15 protein-coding genes are annotated in these 16,987 nt (G+C 64.0%); 11 read left to right on the top strand and 4 right to left on the bottom strand.

The features are described from left to right. Window positions 1-77 precede the first annotated feature (77 nt). Window positions 78-1,010, top strand: a complete 933-nt coding sequence (locus tag FR728_RS08340) for a DUF1194 domain-containing protein (RefSeq protein WP_149892085.1) — start codon at window positions 78-80, stop codon at window positions 1,008-1,010. 61 nt (window positions 1,011-1,071) lie between these two features. Here the strand turns inward: FR728_RS08340 and FR728_RS08335 are convergent, their stop codons facing one another. Continuing rightward, window positions 1,072-1,902, bottom strand: a complete 831-nt coding sequence (locus FR728_RS08335; RefSeq protein ID WP_149892084.1) for an enoyl-CoA hydratase — start codon at window positions 1,900-1,902, stop codon at window positions 1,072-1,074. Between the two features lie 225 nt (window positions 1,903-2,127). On the opposite strand from FR728_RS08335, the gene FR728_RS08330 reads away from it, so the two are divergent. Next, the gene (locus tag FR728_RS08330) at window positions 2,128-2,589 is read left to right on the top strand and encodes a PaaI family thioesterase (RefSeq protein ID WP_149892083.1); all 462 of its coding nucleotides are present in this window, start codon (window positions 2,128-2,130) and stop codon (window positions 2,587-2,589) included. 39 nt (window positions 2,590-2,628) lie between these two features. Here the strand turns inward: FR728_RS08330 and FR728_RS08325 are convergent, their stop codons facing one another. Continuing rightward, window positions 2,629-2,958 carry a hypothetical protein gene (locus tag FR728_RS08325; RefSeq protein WP_149892082.1) on the bottom strand — a complete coding sequence of 110 codons (330 nt, stop codon included), beginning with the start codon at window positions 2,956-2,958 and terminating at the stop codon, window positions 2,629-2,631. A 490-nt stretch (window positions 2,959-3,448) separates the two neighbouring features. Between FR728_RS08325 and rplM the strand changes: the two genes are divergently transcribed. From rplM to FR728_RS08300, 5 genes are all read left to right on the top strand, one after another. Further along, window positions 3,449-3,916, top strand: a complete 468-nt coding sequence (gene rplM, locus FR728_RS08320; protein WP_149892081.1) for a 50S ribosomal protein L13 — start codon at window positions 3,449-3,451, stop codon at window positions 3,914-3,916. Further along, window positions 3,916-4,389, top strand: a complete 474-nt coding sequence (rpsI, locus tag FR728_RS08315) for a 30S ribosomal protein S9 (protein ID WP_149892080.1) — start codon at window positions 3,916-3,918, stop codon at window positions 4,387-4,389. The genes rplM and rpsI overlap by 1 nt, the downstream gene beginning before the upstream one ends. Window positions 4,390-4,883: 494 nt before the next feature. Further along, complete coding sequence (locus FR728_RS08310; RefSeq protein WP_188318819.1) at window positions 4,884-7,463, top strand: M12 family metallopeptidase; 2,580 nt, start codon at window positions 4,884-4,886, stop codon at window positions 7,461-7,463. A 101-nt stretch (window positions 7,464-7,564) separates the two neighbouring features. Next, window positions 7,565-8,539 (top strand): agmatinase, encoded by a 975-nt coding sequence (speB, locus tag FR728_RS08305; RefSeq protein WP_149892078.1) that lies wholly within the window; start codon window positions 7,565-7,567, stop codon window positions 8,537-8,539. Between the two features lie 205 nt (window positions 8,540-8,744). Then, window positions 8,745-9,752, top strand: coding sequence for an alpha/beta hydrolase (locus FR728_RS08300; RefSeq protein WP_149892077.1), 1,008 nt, complete (start codon window positions 8,745-8,747; stop codon window positions 9,750-9,752). Between the two features lie 26 nt (window positions 9,753-9,778). On the opposite strand, the gene FR728_RS08295 is transcribed toward FR728_RS08300, so the two are convergent. After that, the gene (locus FR728_RS08295) at window positions 9,779-10,327 is read right to left on the bottom strand and encodes a DUF6653 family protein (protein ID WP_149892076.1); all 549 of its coding nucleotides are present in this window, start codon (window positions 10,325-10,327) and stop codon (window positions 9,779-9,781) included. Window positions 10,328-10,545: 218 nt separating this feature from the next. Beyond that, complete coding sequence (locus tag FR728_RS08290) at window positions 10,546-12,354, bottom strand: PHA/PHB synthase family protein (RefSeq protein ID WP_149892075.1); 1,809 nt, start codon at window positions 12,352-12,354, stop codon at window positions 10,546-10,548. 317 nt (window positions 12,355-12,671) lie between these two features. Between FR728_RS08290 and FR728_RS08285 the strand changes: the two genes are divergently transcribed. From FR728_RS08285 to glpX, 4 genes are all read left to right on the top strand, one after another. Then, window positions 12,672-13,163, top strand: a complete 492-nt coding sequence (locus FR728_RS08285; protein WP_149892074.1) for a hypothetical protein — start codon at window positions 12,672-12,674, stop codon at window positions 13,161-13,163. A 146-nt stretch (window positions 13,164-13,309) separates the two neighbouring features. Then, window positions 13,310-14,527, top strand: a complete 1,218-nt coding sequence (locus tag FR728_RS08280; RefSeq protein WP_149892073.1) for an LL-diaminopimelate aminotransferase — start codon at window positions 13,310-13,312, stop codon at window positions 14,525-14,527. Between the two features lie 30 nt (window positions 14,528-14,557). Then, window positions 14,558-15,862 carry a homoserine dehydrogenase gene (locus FR728_RS08275; RefSeq protein ID WP_149892072.1) on the top strand — a complete coding sequence of 435 codons (1,305 nt, stop codon included), beginning with the start codon at window positions 14,558-14,560 and terminating at the stop codon, window positions 15,860-15,862. A gap of 55 nt (window positions 15,863-15,917) precedes the next feature. Beyond that, window positions 15,918-16,913 carry a class II fructose-bisphosphatase gene (gene glpX, locus FR728_RS08270; RefSeq protein WP_149892071.1) on the top strand — a complete coding sequence of 332 codons (996 nt, stop codon included), beginning with the start codon at window positions 15,918-15,920 and terminating at the stop codon, window positions 16,911-16,913. Window positions 16,914-16,987 lie beyond the last annotated feature (74 nt).

Below are 16,987 nucleotides of genomic sequence, written 5' to 3'. Positions count from 1 at the left end.
AGAAGCGTGACCGGCGCGGGGCCGAGAGCGCGGCTTTTGCCGCTGACGGGCGATCCGGCACGGGTTACCGTAACGGCATGGGTGAAAATCGTCATTCTTCCTGTCTTGTCGCGCTGGCGGGGGCTCTTGCCCTTTGCGCTGCCTTTTGCGCGGGCCTGTCTTTTGGCGGGCCAGGTTCTGCACAGGCCCAGAGCGCTCCGGCCGCCGTTGATGTGGCGCTGGTGCTTGCGGTGGATGTCTCCCGCTCCATGGCGGTGGATGAGCTCCTCATCCAGCGCAAGGGCTATGCGGCGGCGATTGCCGATCCCGCCGTGCTCCAGGCCATCGGCTATGGGGCGCATGGGCGCATCGCCGTGAGCTTTCTGGAATGGGCCGGGCAGGGGCACAGCCAGCTGGTGCTGGACTGGACCGTGATCGAGACGCGCGAGGACGCGGAGGCGGTCGCGGCCCATCTTCTGGCCGGGCGCAGTCTGGGGGCAAGCCGCACGTCGATTTCCGGCGCGATCCGCAGCGCTTCGGCCCTGTTCGAGCGGTTGTCCTTCGACGCGGAGCGGCGGGTGATCGACATTTCCGGAGATGGCCCCAACAACGAGGGCCTGCCGGTGGTCGCGGCCCGCGACGCGGCGGTGGAACAGGGCATCGTGATCAACGGGCTGCCGCTGATGACAAGGGGCGGCGCCTATTCCGGTTTCAGCATCGACGGGCTCGACCGCTACTATCAGGCCTGCGTCGTCGGCGGTCCCACCAGTTTCGTGGTGCCCGTGTGGGACTGGGCGGAATTTCCCGAAGCCGTGCGGCGCAAGCTGGTCATGGAGATCGGCGGGGTCGCGCCCGGACACGGACCCGGACCGAGCTCAGATCCGGATCCGGCTGCACCCTATTTCGCGGATCAGGGGGCTTCCGGCAAAAGGGCCCTGCCGGTGCAGTTCCGCCCGGCAGAGCCCTATGATTGCCTGATCGGCGAGAAGCTGTGGGAACAGCGTCGCCGGAATTTCGATTTCGACCGCTGACCGCTGACATTTGTCCACTGACCATTGGCTAACGGCTATCGGCCGAAAAAGGCGCTGCGGGTCAGCTGTCGCTCCACTCCGGCTTGCGCTTTTTCAGGAACGCGCTGATGCCTTCCTCCGCATCCCGGGCCATCATGTTCTCCACCATCACGCCGGCGGCATAGTCATAGGCCTTGTCGAGGGGCATCTCGATCTGCCGATAGAAGGCTTCCTTGCCGATCTTGAGAGTGTGGGCCGACTTGGAGGCGATGGCCTCGGCGTATTTTTGCACCACCTGCTCCAGATAGTCGCGCGGGATGATGCGGTTGATGAGGCCGAAGTCCTTGGCGGTGGAGGCGTCGATGCTCTCGCCCGTCAGCAACATTTCCATGGCCTGCTTCGGCGAGGCATTGCGCGACAGGGCCACCATCGGCGTTGAACAGAAGAGCCCGATGTTGACGCCCGGGGTGCAGAAGGTGGCCGTGTCGGTGGCCAGCGCCAGATCGCAGGAGGCGACGAGCTGGCAACCTGCGGCCGTGGCCACCCCGGTGACGACGGCGATCACCGGCTTGGGGCAGCGCACGATCTGCTGCATCAGGTCGGCGCATTGCTTCATGATCGCCTGATAGGTCGCCTTGCCGCCGTCGGCCTCGGCCCGGGCGGCGGTCAGTTCCTTCAGGTCATGGCCGGCGCAGAAGACCTTGCCTTCCGCCCCGATCAGCACCACCCGGATCGCCGGATCTTCGGCCGCGCGGGTGAGCTCGGCGGAAAGCGCCGCCATCATGGGGCGGGAGAGGGCGTTCATCCGCTCCGGCCGCTGCATCACGATGCGATAGACGCCCTGGTGGAGCAGGGTGCCAAGCAGCGGGCGGTCTTCGGTCTGGGGCGTCGCGGCGGCGTCGAGCTCGCTCATGGTCCTGTTTCCTCCTGATGGGCAAGGGCTTGCAGCACGGGCCTGTGGCACATCTGCGTGTCTTCTTGATCTTCCTGTCTTATAGACTGCGCGGGAGAGCGTGGCGAGCAGCGGTCACGGCCGGCTGGGGAGAAGCGCCGCGCGGTTGCCGGTGTTGCCCTTGTCAGGATGCACGAATACCGTTTACGTAAGCGTTAGATACTGGCGCGGATTTTGGGAGGAAGCATGCAGCCTGTAATGACGCTGGAGGAGGTCCGGACGTTCCTGAAGGATCATTTTCCGCAGGTGAATGGCGGGTTTTTCATGGAAGATGTGGCGCCCGGACAGACGGTGATGCGCCTGCGGACGACCACCATGCACCTGCGCCCGGGTGGAACCGTTTCCGGTCCGGCGATGATGACGCTTGCGGATGTGGCGGCCTATACGGTGGTTTTGGCCCATGCGGGGCCGGTGGCCATGGCGGTGACCACGAATCTCAACATCAATTTCCTGAAGCGCCCGGCGCCGGGCGACATGATCGCCACCTGTCGGCTGTTGAAGCTGGGCAAGCGTCTGGCCGTGGTGGAGTGCCTTCTCGCCAGCGAGGGGGACGAGGATCTCTGCGCCCACGCAACGGCGACCTATTCCATTCCGCCGCGGGACGAGGCGCGGGCGCAGGACGGTGCTGCGGCGGTGGGTGCAAGCTGAGAGGGAACTGCCGGTGCGTTTCCACACCGGCAGTCAGGGTCAGTGGCTCATGCGGTGGGCGAGCCCGCGCAGGCTGGAGAACACCAGGCCGGCCAGAGCGCCCGAGGCGAGCAGGAGGGCCAGGGCAATGGCCGAATCGCCCCAGACCTCGAAAGGCAGGCGGGAAGCGGCGACGAAGGTGCCGATGGCGGTGACGGCGAAGCCGGCCGTCAGCATCACGCAGACGATCTGGGTCATCATGTCGCCCCAGACCCAGGCGGGCATGGCCTTGGTGCCGTGAACCGCGCGCAGGGCAAGATACAGGAAGATGATCACCGCGAAGGCGGTGGCGGCTCCACCAAGAGCCATGAGCCAGGAAGTGGTGAACATGGGAAGGCAATCCGGAAAGGGCAGGTCTGCCTGTTACGCGATTGGCTTTCGCGCAAAGCCGCCCGCAGGGATCTGCGGAAAGCAGGTGTAGCGGGCGGTCTGATGTTCCTCCTGCGGAGTGTCGGCAGCAACGGGATTATTTGCGGGTCGGGCGGGTATATTTGATGTCGTGCGCGGCCCATGCCATGGATTGGCCGCAATTGACGCGAATTCGCGCTCAAGGCGCCGTGGCTGGTGCTTTTGGACGCAGATGGCCCGTGGAGCGGCTGACGGTGAGGCAAAGCCGGGCAAAAAGAAGTGGTAATATAATACCGTTTTTTTAAGCTATTGTTTTTGCTTGTTTTTTCGCACTGTCGCTCGAATGAATGCTCTTGACCGGTCTTTTTCCCTGACGTATAAGCTGCGCCGACGAATGAAGGTCCGTCAGCGCCGGGATCCGGCGGCTCGCGGGCCTTTTGGTTTAAACGACCCCAATCATGGATCGACACACATGAAGACCTTCTCTGCCAAGCCGGCTGAGGTCGAGAAAAAGTGGATCTTGATCGACGCAGAAGGCATGGTTGTCGGCCGCCTGGCCGCCTACATCGCCAACCACCTGCGCGGCAAGCATCTGCCGACCTACACGCCCCACGTCGACACCGGTGACAACATCATCGTCATCAACGCCGACAAGGTCGTGCTGACCGGCCGCAAGTACGACAACAAGAAGTACTACTGGCACACCGGCCACCCGGGCGGCATCAAGGAGCGCACCGCACGTGCAATCCTGGAAGGCCGTTTCCCGGAGCGCGTCCTGGAAAAGGCCGTGCAGCGCATGATGCCGGGCGGTCCGCTGTCCAACAAGCAGCTCAAGAACCTGCGCATTTACGCCGGTGCAGAGCATCCGCATGAAGCTCAGTCGCCGGAACTGGTCGACGTCAAGAGCCTCAACGAAAAGAACGGGAAGAGGGCTGACTAATGGCTGAGCTGAACTCCCTGGAAGAGCTGGGCGGCGCCGTGTCTGCTGCTCAGGAAGCTCCGGTGCATGTCCAGAAGCTGGACGCACAGGGCCGCGCCTATGCCACCGGCAAGCGTAAGGACGCCATTGCCCGCGTGTGGGTCAAGCCGGGCTCCGGCAAGATCACCGTGAACGGCAAGGACTTCACTGCCTATTTCGCACGTCCGGTGCTGCAGATGATCCTGCGTCAGCCGATCGTTCTCTGCGACCGTGATGGCCAGTTCGACGTCGTCGCCACCGTCACCGGTGGTGGCCTGTCCGGTCAGGCCGGTGCCGTTCGTCACGGCATCTCCAAGGCTCTGACCCACTACGAGCCGGAACTGCGCGCGATCCTGAAGAAGAACGGCTTCCTCACCCGCGACAGCCGCGTGGTCGAGCGCAAGAAGTTCGGCCGTGCAAAGGCACGTCGTTCGTTCCAGTTCTCCAAGCGTTAATCGCTTCGCAGATCTGGTCGAAGGACCGATTTCAGAAAACCCGCCGGAGATTTCCGGCGGGTTTTTTCGTGTCTGGATGTCTTTTTGTTCGATCGTCTCCGGATAACTCCTCACGCAAGCCTAGAGCGAGGTGGTGACAGAAAAATCCGGATCGAGCGGGTTTTGTTTTTTGAAATTTACGTTAGGGTAGTTTGTCGGTTCCTCAGCTTCAGGGGCGCATTTTTTCCTGGAAGCTTCTGTTTTTTAAGAGGATTTCCATGCTACTTTCGCTTTTTTGCACGGCATGGCTGCGCTGTGGTCTTCCGCGCCTTTCCGCCGTGCTCCCGGTCACACTGCTTTGCTTGGCGGGGACGAATCCTGTCTCTGCGCAAGGCGTCCTCCCGTCTGGCGGGGAGCTCCAGCTTGACCTCAAGAAACCTGACTTGCCCGTTCTCCCGATTGACAGGCCAGACGCGCGTCTGACCTGTCCGTTCCGGCTTTTCATCGAAACTGCGATGCAGGCACCCGAGGAAGTATCTCTGCGCTATTTCGTCAAGAGTGATGGCGGCGCAGAGGTACTCGGCGGTCAGGCGAAGCTGACGGACACGATCGAGGGATCCTTGCCGGCCGGGGAGGTTCTGGTAGTGGTCCGTGCGCCGGGGCACACTCTTTTTTCTGAAAAGGTCCGCCACGGATGCCGCAATGCGCTCGGCCTCATCGGCGTGACAACCAACCATATCGCATCACTTACCCTCAAGCTGGGGGAAACGCGCAGTGCCATGTTGCGTCTGCCATTTGCCTCCAAAGTGTCGCGGGTGACCTACCGGGCCAAAGACGGCCTCGCGCTGATGGATGACATCGTGCTGGGCGCAGAAGACGAGATCGCCCGGCGGCAGGCAGGGGACCAGACGGCGCCTTGGTATAGTGGGCGAATGCCCGCGCCGCCCCCCCAGCCCGAGCGGGATCTTTCGGGCACCGGAGATCTGCGCACCGTGCGCCAGCCGTTGCTTGCCCTGAGCGATCCGGATCTGCTCTGGCCGGACGGAGTGGTTCCCTACGAAATTTCAGCAGGTGATTTCACCCTGCGCGAGGAAGGCATTATCCGCGAGCACATGGACCGGATCGAGCAGGTGAGCAATGTACGCTTCATCAACGAACCTGGATATGGCGGAAAACTGTTAATCCGGCAGGATTCGAGCGTGACGAATGTCTGCGGAAGCTCGCCTGTCGGCCGCCAGAGCGACGAGCAGGTCCTGATCCTGAATGATCGCTGTGTCCGGCCTGGAAACAGGACGGTGACCCACGAGCTCCTGCATGCACTCGGGATGTTCCATGAGCAAAACAGGCCTGACAGGGAAAAATACGTCCGGATCCTTTCCGACAATATCCAAGAGGACGTGGAGGGCAATTTTGACCGCGCCGAGGAGGATGCGACACAGACCCTGACGCCCTACGACTATGCGTCGATCATGCATTATTCCAGTCACGCATTCGGCAAGCGCATGGCAGTCACGTTGGGGATCACGGCGCGCAAGACCATCGAATGCGTCGCCGCCGACTGCGATGAGGAGCTGATGGGAGGCGAGGTGCTCTCCAGGCTCGACCAGCAGGGGCTCCGCCTGCTTTATCCGGGCCTGAAAGATCATCTCGGAGGCGGAGACTGGCACAACGCCTTTGCGGCGACCGGAATAGCCATTGGCGACCTTACTGGCAACGGCAAGGGGGAGGTCGTGGTGGTGTCCGACACGCCTGTTGCCGGCGAGGCGCGGGTACATGTGCTTGACCGCATGACCAATTACGCCCCCTTGCGCGGCAGCAGCCTGACCGGCGCGGACTGGGGCAACGGTGCCTATGGGACGGCGGTTGCCATGGGCAACATCGGCGAGCGTTTGGCGGCCCTGTCCCGCGATGGCGAAATTCCCCGGCAGGAAGTCGCCATCGGCCGGCGCAGCACCGTGAACATGCGCATGGCGGTCTATGGATATGAAGGAGCTTACCCTCAGGGGCGCCTCATGCCCTATTTCGAGATCGGGAAGGACTGGGGTACGTCTTCCGTTCGCGACATTGCCTTTGGGGATCTGGATGGGGATGGGATCGACGAGATCGCGGTGGCGACCGACGATGAGGATCGCGGGAGTGGCTATCAGGGCACGCGCCCTGGCGCCGTGCAAGTGATCATGCGCGGGCGCAAGGGAACGGCGGCGCAGGACCAGTATTTTCCCCTGCGGTTCGACGGTCATCTTGACGGACACAAGGCGATTGCAGTGGCCTGGGCCGAATTGGGCTGCGAGGCGCCTTATCCCCTGAACGGTGTGCTCGATCCGGTCAATGCGTGTGGTCTGGACGCTGCGGGCGCGCGCCTTCCGCAGAAAAAGGAGCTGATTGTGCTGACTGATGCGGACAGGAAGGGCGAGGCCAGGATCTATGCCTTTTCCATCGAACTGGATAGCGGGAGCGCTTCGGGGGATCCGACCAAGGCACTGAAGATCACACGGCTTTTCACCGCTGGCGAGGATTGGGGACCGGGAGCACGCGCCACCGATATTGCCGTCGGGCAACTGGATGAAGATGCACTCGACGAGATTGCGGTCTCCCGCGACAGCTCTGTCAATCTGCGGGTAAAGGTGCTGGAGACCGATCTCCACCGCAACTACACCGAGCCGAAGAACGACAACAAACGCCCTATCGGCGAGACCTGGGCCAGGGATATCGCCGCGTCGCGGGTCGCCATGGCGGATCTGGACGGCGACGGTCTGGACGAAATTATCGTTGGACGCATGCCTCACGGCAACAAATCTGTCGGGTTCCAGCGGGTCATGACCTTCTCCTGGAGCCAGACCAAGGGCGCGCTGGTCACCAATCAGCTGGTGGCGAATGATTATCCGGTCGATGGCAGTGACCGGATCACGGCTCTAGCCGCCGGCGACGTGACCGGCGATGGAAAAGCGGAACTGGGAATCGGCAACACCCGGGTCACGGCGATCCTTTCAGGGGGAGGCGGCTTTGGCAGCCCGTCGGCGCATGGCGTCCCTTCCTTCCGCTTCGGAGTGCTGTCGCCCTGCCGTCGCGACGTCTGCGGTGCGTCGGCAAAGTAAGGGGTGGGAGAGAGAGGGGCGGAGCATCCGCTTCCCGCTTGTGAAGAGCTGCGGGTTTCGCTAGGGCTGGTGCCGGTTGAACCCGTTTCGAAAGGCGATCCATGTCCGACAGCAAGAACCCCCGGCCCACCGACAATGCGGTGTTCGGCTCCTCCATTCTCGGCGGGGCTCATGAGCCCACCTATGGCGGGGTTCTCTCCTTCATGCGACGACGCTACAGCCGCGATCTGACCGGCGTGGATGCGGCGGTGTGGGGCATTCCCTTTGACGCCTCCGTCTCCAACCGGCCGGGCGCGCGCTTCGGTCCGCAAGGGGTGCGCCGGGCCTCGGCCATCTTCGATGGCGATCCGCAGTATCCGTTCCAGGCGGACCCGTTCAAGGTGCTGTCCGTCGTGGATTACGGCGACTGCTCCTTCGACTATGGCAAGAACGCCGATATTCCGGGCCATATCGAACGTCAGGCGCGGGAAATCCTCGACCAGGGCGTCCATCTCTTCTCCATCGGCGGCGATCACTTCGTCACCTATCCGCTGCTCAAGGCCCATGTGGCCAGGCACGGGCCGCTGGCCCTGGTGCAGTTCGATGCCCATCAGGACACTTGGGACGATCAGGGCGACCGGATCGACCATGGCACCTTCACCGGGCGTGCCGTGCGCGAGGGGCTGATCGATCCGGAGAAGTCCATCCAGATCGGCATCCGCACCCATGCGCCGGAAACCTGCGGCCTCGAGATCCTTTATGGGGAAGAGGTCGAGCAGCTGGGCGTCAACGGGGTTGTCGAGCTGATCAAGGACCGGGTGGGCGATTCCAAGGCCTACATGACCTTCGATATCGACTGTCTGGATCCCGCCTTCGCCCCGGGCACGGGCACGCCGGTGGCCGGTGGCCTGTCGTCGCGCGAGGCGCTGATGATCCTGCGCCGTCTGGGGGATATCGACTTCGTCGGCGGCGACGTGGTGGAAGTGTCCCCGGCCTATGACCATGCGGACATCACTTCCATTGCCGGGGCGACGATTGCCCAGCACTACTTCGGTCTTCTGGCCGAGCGTCGGCTCGCCGGGCAAGGCGAAGACTGATCGCAGGCCGACTAACGGATTGGACCGGAAGGGCTTCACCTTGCTCTCCCGGTCCTCTTCCGGCGCGATGTGACGCGTCATGTGACGCGCCGGGCAAGGTGTCGGGCATTGCCTGGCCCGAACTGACGACGCTAGAATGATCCACCATCGCGAGGGAGACTTTTCGCACCGGCCGTCCAGCGGCCGGGAAACGGAGTGTGCCCTCATGTTTCGATCTCTCCAGCGTTTCCGTATCCTGCAAAGGCCGCTTTACGCGCTCGTGGTCTTGGCCGGGCTTCTTGTCTCAAGCGAGACGGCGGTGCGGGCTGAGGAGGTCCGGGCGCCCGGTCCGACGGGGCCTCTCGCCGGCACCTTACTGAGCGCTCCGGGCCACTCGGCCGGAGTGCTGATCCTGCCGGGATCCGGACCTATCGACCGGGACGGGCTGTTTTCGAAGGGACTGGGACCGAACACCTACAGGCTTCTTGCCGAGGGTCTCGCGCAAGAGGGCATCAGCAGCCTGCGGGTGGACAAGCGCGGCCTGTTCGAAAGTGCTGCGGCCACCGCCGATCCGAACGACGTGACGCTTGACGCCTATGGGCAGGATGTGGCGGCCTGGGTTTCTGTCATGCGGGGGCGGACCGGCCTCGCGTGCATCTGGCTTTTGGGGCATTCGGAAGGCGGGCTGGTGGCCCTGAAGGCGGTCGCCCGCGCGGACTTGCGCGGGGCGGTCTGCGGCCTGCTGCTGGTCGCCGCTCCCGGGCGTCCGCTCGGTGTGCTGCTACGCGAGCAGCTTGCGCAAAACCCCGCCTCGGCGCCCTTGCTTGCAGAGGCCGAACGGGTGATCGCGCAGTTGGAACGGGGCGAGCCGGTGCCGGAGAACGAGCTGCCCCCGGAGCTTGCGTCCTTGTTCGCTCCGCGCCTGCAGGGCTATCTCATTGATCTTCTTGCCCATGATCCGGCGAAGATGCTCGGCGCCACGTCGCTTCCCCTTCTGATTCTGCAGGGCGAACAGGATCTTCAGGTGCAGGTGGAGGATGCGCGGCGACTGGCGCGGGCGCGGCCTGATGCGGAGCTGCATCTGCTGGCGGGCGTCACTCATGTGTTGAAAGCGGTGACCTCGACGGAGCGGCAAGACAATCTTGCCACATACACCGATCCGCACCGCCCGGTGCCGCCGGAGATCATCGGGCATCTGGCCCGCTTCATCGCGGACCATGCGCCCTCGGAATGAGGGGGCACCCCATGCGGCGCTGCCGATCAGTTGACAGGGGGAGTTGGCTGGCGATCGTTGTCGTTCTGCGGTGCGATGGACCAGAAGCGGTAGAGGGGATGGGCATTGCGCATCCGCTCGTAGAGCTGGACCAGCCGGTTCAGCAGGACGAGCTTGCCCGCGTAGGTGACGGCCAGACCGGGCAGCAGAACCATCCAGTCGTTGCGCAGGGCGCCGACCAGGGTGGCGATGAAGCCGATGGCGGTGACGGCGGAGAGCAAGAGGGCGGCCTGATCCACGTCGCGGGGGATGGGCACCTGACGGCGGTTCAGCCAGATGCGCTCGCCGAAGGTGGCTTTGGAGGCCCAGTTCTCCGTGTTCTTCGGAGCCGGGAAGAGGCGCGGATTGACCCGCAGCCAGATCACCACCAGCAGGGTCAGGCCGAGGGCCGCCCAGGGGCCAAGCAGGCTGTGGCTCCAGATGGCCGCTGCCAGGAAGGGCAGGGTGGCCATGCGGGTGTAGACGCTCCAGGGCGAGGCGTGACGGTGCCAGGCGGCGCTGTCCATGCCGAGCGCGCGGATGGTCCCTGCCGGCATGGGGGCCGGCATGGTCCGGGGGCGCGGAATTTTCGGCGCGGGCTGCATGTCACCTCACGAAGAACACTTGCGTCAGTCATTATAGGGCACAGTTGCGGAAAGGGGAGGTTAATTGCCGTCTCCGTACTTCCTCGGACCCGCGACCGGTCGTGGGGCCGGTCAAGACCCCAGGCCGCCGTCTCGCGCCTGTGCGCGGGGCATGTCTTCACTCTGCCCGATCAGGCCTTGGCCTTCACATAGGAACCCGGCGCATCCTCGATGATCTTCATGCGGTTGGCGCCGGGCTTGCGGGCCTTGGCCATGGTGTCGTCCTGCTTGCGGATCCAGGCATCCCAGTGGGGCCACCAGGAGCCGGGGTGCTCCTCGGTCTTGTGCAGCCAGTTTTCGAAGGTGCCCTTCGGCGCGCGGCCGGTCCAGTACTGGTACTTGCCCTTGGCGGGCGGGTTGACCACGCCGGCAATGTGGCCCGATCCGGACAGCACGTATTCCACCGGTCCGCCGAAGCATGTGGAGCCGAGGAAGACGGACTGGGCCGGGGCGATGTGATCCTCGCGGGTCGCCAGATTGTAGATCGGGATGGTCACGTCCTCCAGATCCAGCCGCTCGCCGTCGATCACCATCTCGCCACGCGACAGGTTGTTCTCCAGATAGCAGTTGCGCAGGTAGAAGGCGTGGTTGGCGGCGGGCATGCGGGTGCTGTCCGCGTTCCAGTAGAGCAGGTCGAAGGGGAAGGGATCGGTGCCCTTCAGGTAGTTGTTGACCACATAGGGCCAGATCAGATCGTTGGAACGCAGCATGTTGAAGGCCTGCGCCATGCGCGAGCCCTCCAGATAGCCGGTCTCGGTCATCTGCTTTTCGAGGATGGCCAGCTGTTCCTCATCGACGAAGACCTTGAGGTCGCCGGCGAAGGTGAAGTCCACCTGGGTGGTGAAGAAGGTGGCGGTGGCGATGCGGGTGTCCTTCTTCGCCGCCATGTAGGCAAGCGTCACCGCCAACAGGGTGCCGCCGACGCAATAGCCGATGGCATTCACCTCTGACTGGCGGGTGGCCTTCTTGATCACGTCGAGGGTCTCGAGGATGCCCTCCTTCATGTAGTGCTCGAAGCTCTTGCCCGCCTGCTGTGGCCCCGGATTGACCCAGGAGATGACGAAGACCGTGTGGCCCTGGTCGACCGCCCACTTGATGAAGGACTTTTCCGGGTTGAGATCCAGAATGTAGAACTTGTTGATCCAGGGCGGCACGATCATCAGCGGCCGCTTCAGCACGTCGGGCGTGGTCGGGTCATACTGGATGACCTGGCACACGTCGTTCTGGGCGATCACCTTGCCCGGCGTCATGGCCATGTTCACGCCGAGGGCGAACTTGCTCGTGTCGGTCTGGCGGATCTTCAGCTCGCCATGGCCGGCGGCGATGTCCTCGGCCAGATGCTGCATGCCCTTCACCAGGTTCTCCCCGTTCGATTCCACGGTGAGGCGCAGCAGCTCCGGATTGGTGAAGAGGAAGTTGGAGGGCGAGATCGCGTTGGTGATCTGCTCCATGTAGAATTCCGCCTTGTGGCGGGTGTGATCGTCGATGCCCTCCGCCTCGCGCACCATGTCCTGCGCCCAGGACGAGGTGATCAGGTAGAGCTGCTTGAGGAAGTCAAAATACTGGTTCTCGTTCCAGTCCGGGTCCTTGAAGCGCTTGTCCTTGGGCGAGGGGCTGATGGCGGGCGCGGTGTCCTCGCCGATCATCCGCTTCAGGGACGAGTTCCACAGCTCCGCATAGCCGGTCCACAGCCGGTTCTGAGCCTCCACCGCGCGCTGCGGGTCGGAAGTCCAGTAGTCGCCGATCTGGGCGAGGGTGCGGATGACGGAGGTCAGTTCCTCGGTGCCGCCACCCTTGCGGATCTCGCCATTCTCGCGCGGAGCGATATAGGCGGCCAGTGCCTTGCCTGCGTTTTCGAGGGCCTTTGCCAGGTTCTGCGCAAAGGCTTCCGGATTGTCGACGATGTATTTGATCAACTGCTTCGGGCGTTCGTCAGCCATGGTCAGGCGCTTTCCTCCAAACGTCTTTCCGGCAGGCACCGGATGCGCGCCCTGCGGCGGCAGCTCTTGGGCAAGTGTCACTCAGGTTGTCGGAAAAAGGCAATGCGCAAATGCGTTTTTCTGCCTTGACCCCCGTCAAATCCGACGAAAAATCGCCGCAGCCGCGCGGGCAGATTTTCCCTCTGCCGTCCGTCTGGTGGAGAGTTTCCGGTCTCAACCGATTAAATAGTCGGGAGCGAACCAGAACGGCTTTTCTGGGGCTGGTCTTCTCAGTAAAGTGCGGCTATGCGCCATTGGCAAAATCGGAAGTCATACACTTGCCTCGTCTGTCCCTGCCCAGTCTCCATCTGGGTCTCAGCCTCCTCCTTCTGCCGCTTGGCGCCTGCGCGCTCGGGCCGGACGCCACCGTCTTCGAGGTGGTGACGGCGCAGCCTCCTGCGGCCACCGTCGCGACACCGGTTGCGGGCGCGACGGATGGAGTGCCGCTGGCGCTGGCGGAGCCGGCCGGCGGGGTGACGGATCCGGGCGTGGCCTTGCTCAAGTCGGTTGACGGGGGCATCGGGGCCGGAGGAACCGATCCGGCAGCGGCCGGCACCGCGTCGACCTCCGGGGCGGCTGCGCCAGTGACCCTTTCGGAAGGGGCCAGCTTCGAGGCGACGATTGCCTATCTCAAGGCGCTTGGGCTTGCCCAGACCGCCCAGAAGCCTGCGGCAACCACCGCGACGGCGGCCCAGATGCGGGCGCTCGCGGCCTCGGAGCGGGCGGCGGCCCTGGCCTCCATCGAGGCAAGCGGTTCCACCGGCCGCTAGTGCGAAAAATACCTGTCCAAACACGTGATGATTGGTGCGGGTAAGGTGACCTGCTGCTAAAAGGCGGCATCCGCAAGCCTCCCCTTGAGGGAGCTGGCTTCCGGGACAAGTGTTCAACGGGATCGAAAACGCGAAGGATCCGCGCCATGGAAGAGTTTCATAAGACACGGCGGCTGCCGCCTTATGTCTTCGAACAGGTCAACCGGCTCAAGGCCAAGGCGCGAGCGGCGGGCGCGGACATCATTGATCTCGGCATGGGCAACCCGGACCTGCCGACCCCGAAGCACATTGTCGACAAGCTGACGGAAGTGGTTCAGGACCCGCGCTCTCATCGCTATTCCGCCTCCAAGGGCATTCATGGGTTACGCAAGGCCCAGGCGAATTACTATGAGCGCCGCTTCGGCGTGAAGCTGAACCCGGAAACCCAGGTGGTTGCCACGCTGGGGTCCAAGGAAGGCTTCGCCAACATGGCCCAGGCGATCACCGCACCAGGCGACGTGGTGCTGAGCCCGAACCCGAGCTATCCGATCCACACCTTCGGCTTCCTGATGGCCGGTGCGGCCATCCGTTCCATCCCGGCCGAGCCGGGGCCGGAGTTCTTCCACGCGCTGGAACGTGCCGTCATCCACTCGGTGCCGAAGCCGCTTGCCATCATCCTGTGCTATCCGGCGAACCCGACGGCCTATTGCGCCGACCTGGAGTTCTACAAGGACGTGGTGGCCTTTGCCCGCAAGCATGACATCTTCATCCTGTCGGATCTGGCCTATTCGGAGATCTATTTCGGCGACACGCCGCCGCCCTCCGTGCTGCAGGTTCCAGGCGCGATCGAGGTGACGGCGGAGTTCACCTCCCTGTCCAAGACCTTCTCCATGCCTGGCTGGCGCATGGGCTTTGCCGTGGGCAACGAGCGGCTGATTGCCGCGCTCACCCGGGTGAAGTCCTATCTGGACTACGGTGCCTTCACGCCGATCCAGGTGGCGGCAACCGCTGCTCTCAACGGCTCGGACGCCTGCGTGGCGGAAACCCGCGCCATCTACAAGAAGCGCCGCGACGTGGTGATCGATGCCTTCGCGCGCGCCGGATGGGCCATTCCGGCGCCGGAGGCGAGCATGTTCGTCTGGGCGCCGATCCCGGAGAAGTTCAAGGCGCTCGGCAGCCTGGAGTTCTCCAAGCTGCTGCTGGAGAAGGCCGAGGTGGCCGTGGCTCCGGGCATCGGCTTCGGCGAATACGGCGACGACTACGTCCGCATCGGTCTGGTGGAGAACGAACAGCGCCTGCGCCAGGCCGCGCGCAACGTGCGCCGTTTCCTTGAAACCGCAGACGAAACATTGCACAACGTGGTGCCGATCGAGGCGTCTCGCTAATTCACGAAGATCAACCGGAATAAGATTTACATGGCAAATGCTTTGAGACTTGGGGTCGCTGGACTTGGCACCGTGGGTGCGTCCGTGATCCGGCTCCTGAGCCAGCATGGGGATGCGCTTGCGCGCAAGAACGGGCGTGCGGCGAAAGTCGTCGCCGTCAGCGCGCGCGACCCGAACCGGGACCGGGGTGTGGATGTCAGCGGCCTGACCTGGTTCACTGACCCGGTGGCGCTCGCCAATTCGGACGAGATCGACGTCTTCGTGGAGCTGATCGGTGGCGACAGCGGCCCGGCAGAAGACAGCGTGCGGGCAGCGCTCAGCGCCGGCAAGCATGTGGTCACCGCCAACAAGGCGCTGCTGGCCAAGCATGGCGTCGAGCTGGCGGCGCTGGCCGAGCTGAACCGGGTGAGCCTCAACTACGAGGCGGCGGTGGCCGGCGGCATCCCGATCGTCAAGACCCTGCGCGAAAGCCTGTCGGGCAATGCGGTGAACCGCATCTATGGGATCATGAACGGCACCTGCAACTACATCCTCACCCGGATGGAACGGGACGGCATTTCCTTCGAGGACTGCCTCGCCGATGCCCAGCGTCTGGGCTATGCGGAGGCCGATCCGAGCTTCGACATCGAGGGCAACGACACGGCGCACAAGCTCGCCATCCTGACGAGCCTCGCCTTTGGCACCAAGATCTCCGCCGATGATGTCTATCTGGAAGGCATCACCTCGATCACCACCGCAGACATCCAGGCAGCCGACGAACTCGGCTACCGGATCAAGCTGCTGGGCGTTGCCCAGCGGACCGACACCGGCATCGAGCAGCGCGTGCATCCGACTATGGTGCCCAAGCATTCCGCCATCGCCCAGGTGGACGGCGTGCTGAATGCGGTGGCCGTGGACGGGGATTTCGTCGGCAGCCTGGTGCTGGTCGGCCCGGGGGCGGGCGGCGATGCGACCGCGTCCTCCGTGGTCAGCGACATTGCGGATCTTGCCCGCGGCTGCCGCACCAACGTGCTCGGCATGCCGGCCGACGAGCTGGCGGATTACACCCGGGCGCAGATGCGCCGGCACGAGGGCGGCTATTACATCCGCTTCTCGGTTCATGACCGGCCGGGCGCCTTTGCTGAGATCGCCAAGGCGATGGGCAACAAGGCCATTTCCCTGCAGTCGATCGTCCAGCGCGCCCGCGCGAAGGTGGCGGCCACCGACCTGCAGTCTGTGATCCTGATCACCCACGAGACGACGGAAGTCGCCGTGCGCGAGGCGCTGGACGAGATTGCCGCAAGCGGCGTGATCTCGGGCGTTCCGCAGATGATCCGAATTGAAAAACTGAATTGATCCCTTGGCCGGGTGACGCGGGAGGCGGCCCGGCCGAATGAGAGTGGAGAGTTTGATGGCGAAGAAGGAAACGTCCGGATCCAGCGTTCTGGATCGTATTCTGACACTGGAGCTGGCGCGTGTGGCCGAGCGGGCGGCCGTTTCCGCTGCCCGTCTTCGCGGTCATGGCGACGAAATGGCCGCCGACCAGGCCGCCGTGGACGCCATGCGCCGGGAACTGAACCGGCTGCCGATCGACGGCACCGTGGTGATCGGCGAAGGCGAACGCGACGAAGCACCGATGCTCTACATCGGCGAGAAAGTCGGCACCAAGGTCGGTCCGAAGGTCGACATCGCTCTCGATCCGCTGGAAGGCACCACCATCTGCGCCAAGAACCTGCCGAACTCCCTGGCGGTGATTGCCATGGCGCCGGAAGGCGACCTGCTCAACGCGCCTGACAGCTACATGGACAAGATCGCCATCGGCCCGGGCTATCCGGCCGGCCTGATCGATCTGGATGCGCCGATTGCCGAGAACCTGGCAGCGGTTGCCCGCGAAAAGGGCGTGAAGATCCACGAGATCACCGCCTGCGTGCTCGACCGTCCGCGCCATGCCCGTCTGATCGAGGACATCCGCGCCACCGGTGCGGCGATCCGTCTGATCGGCGACGGCGATGTGGCCGGCGTGATCCACACCACCGACTGGGAAGAGACCGGCATCGATCTCTACGCCGGCATCGGCGGGGCTCCGGAAGGCGTTCTGGCGGCTGCGGCCCTGCGCTGCATCGGCGGCCAGATGCAGACCCGTCTGGTGATCACCCGCGAAGAGCAGGTGGAGCGGGCCCATCGCATGGGCATCGACGACATCAAGAAGAAGTACACCCTGGAAGAGATGGCAGGCCCGGACGTTCTGTTCGCCGCCACCGGCGTGACCGACGGCAACCTGCTGCAGGGCGTCAAGTTCGGCCGCAACGACATCACCACCCACACGCTGGTGATGCGCTCCTCCACGGGCACGGTGCGCTACATCAAGGCCAAGCACACCCAGCTGGACAAGTTCCACCTGGACTGAGCCTTGGGGCATGACAAGTGGACCGCCGCGCCGCAAGGGGCGGCGGTCCCGCTTTTTTTGAAAGCCGGCCGGAC

This window comes from Roseibium aestuarii (genome assembly GCF_008477545.1).
GTDB lineage: Bacteria > Pseudomonadota > Alphaproteobacteria > Rhizobiales > Stappiaceae > Roseibium > Roseibium aestuarii.
Note: the sequence above shows the minus strand (reverse complement) of the source record. Positions and strands in the feature narration are given on the sequence as shown.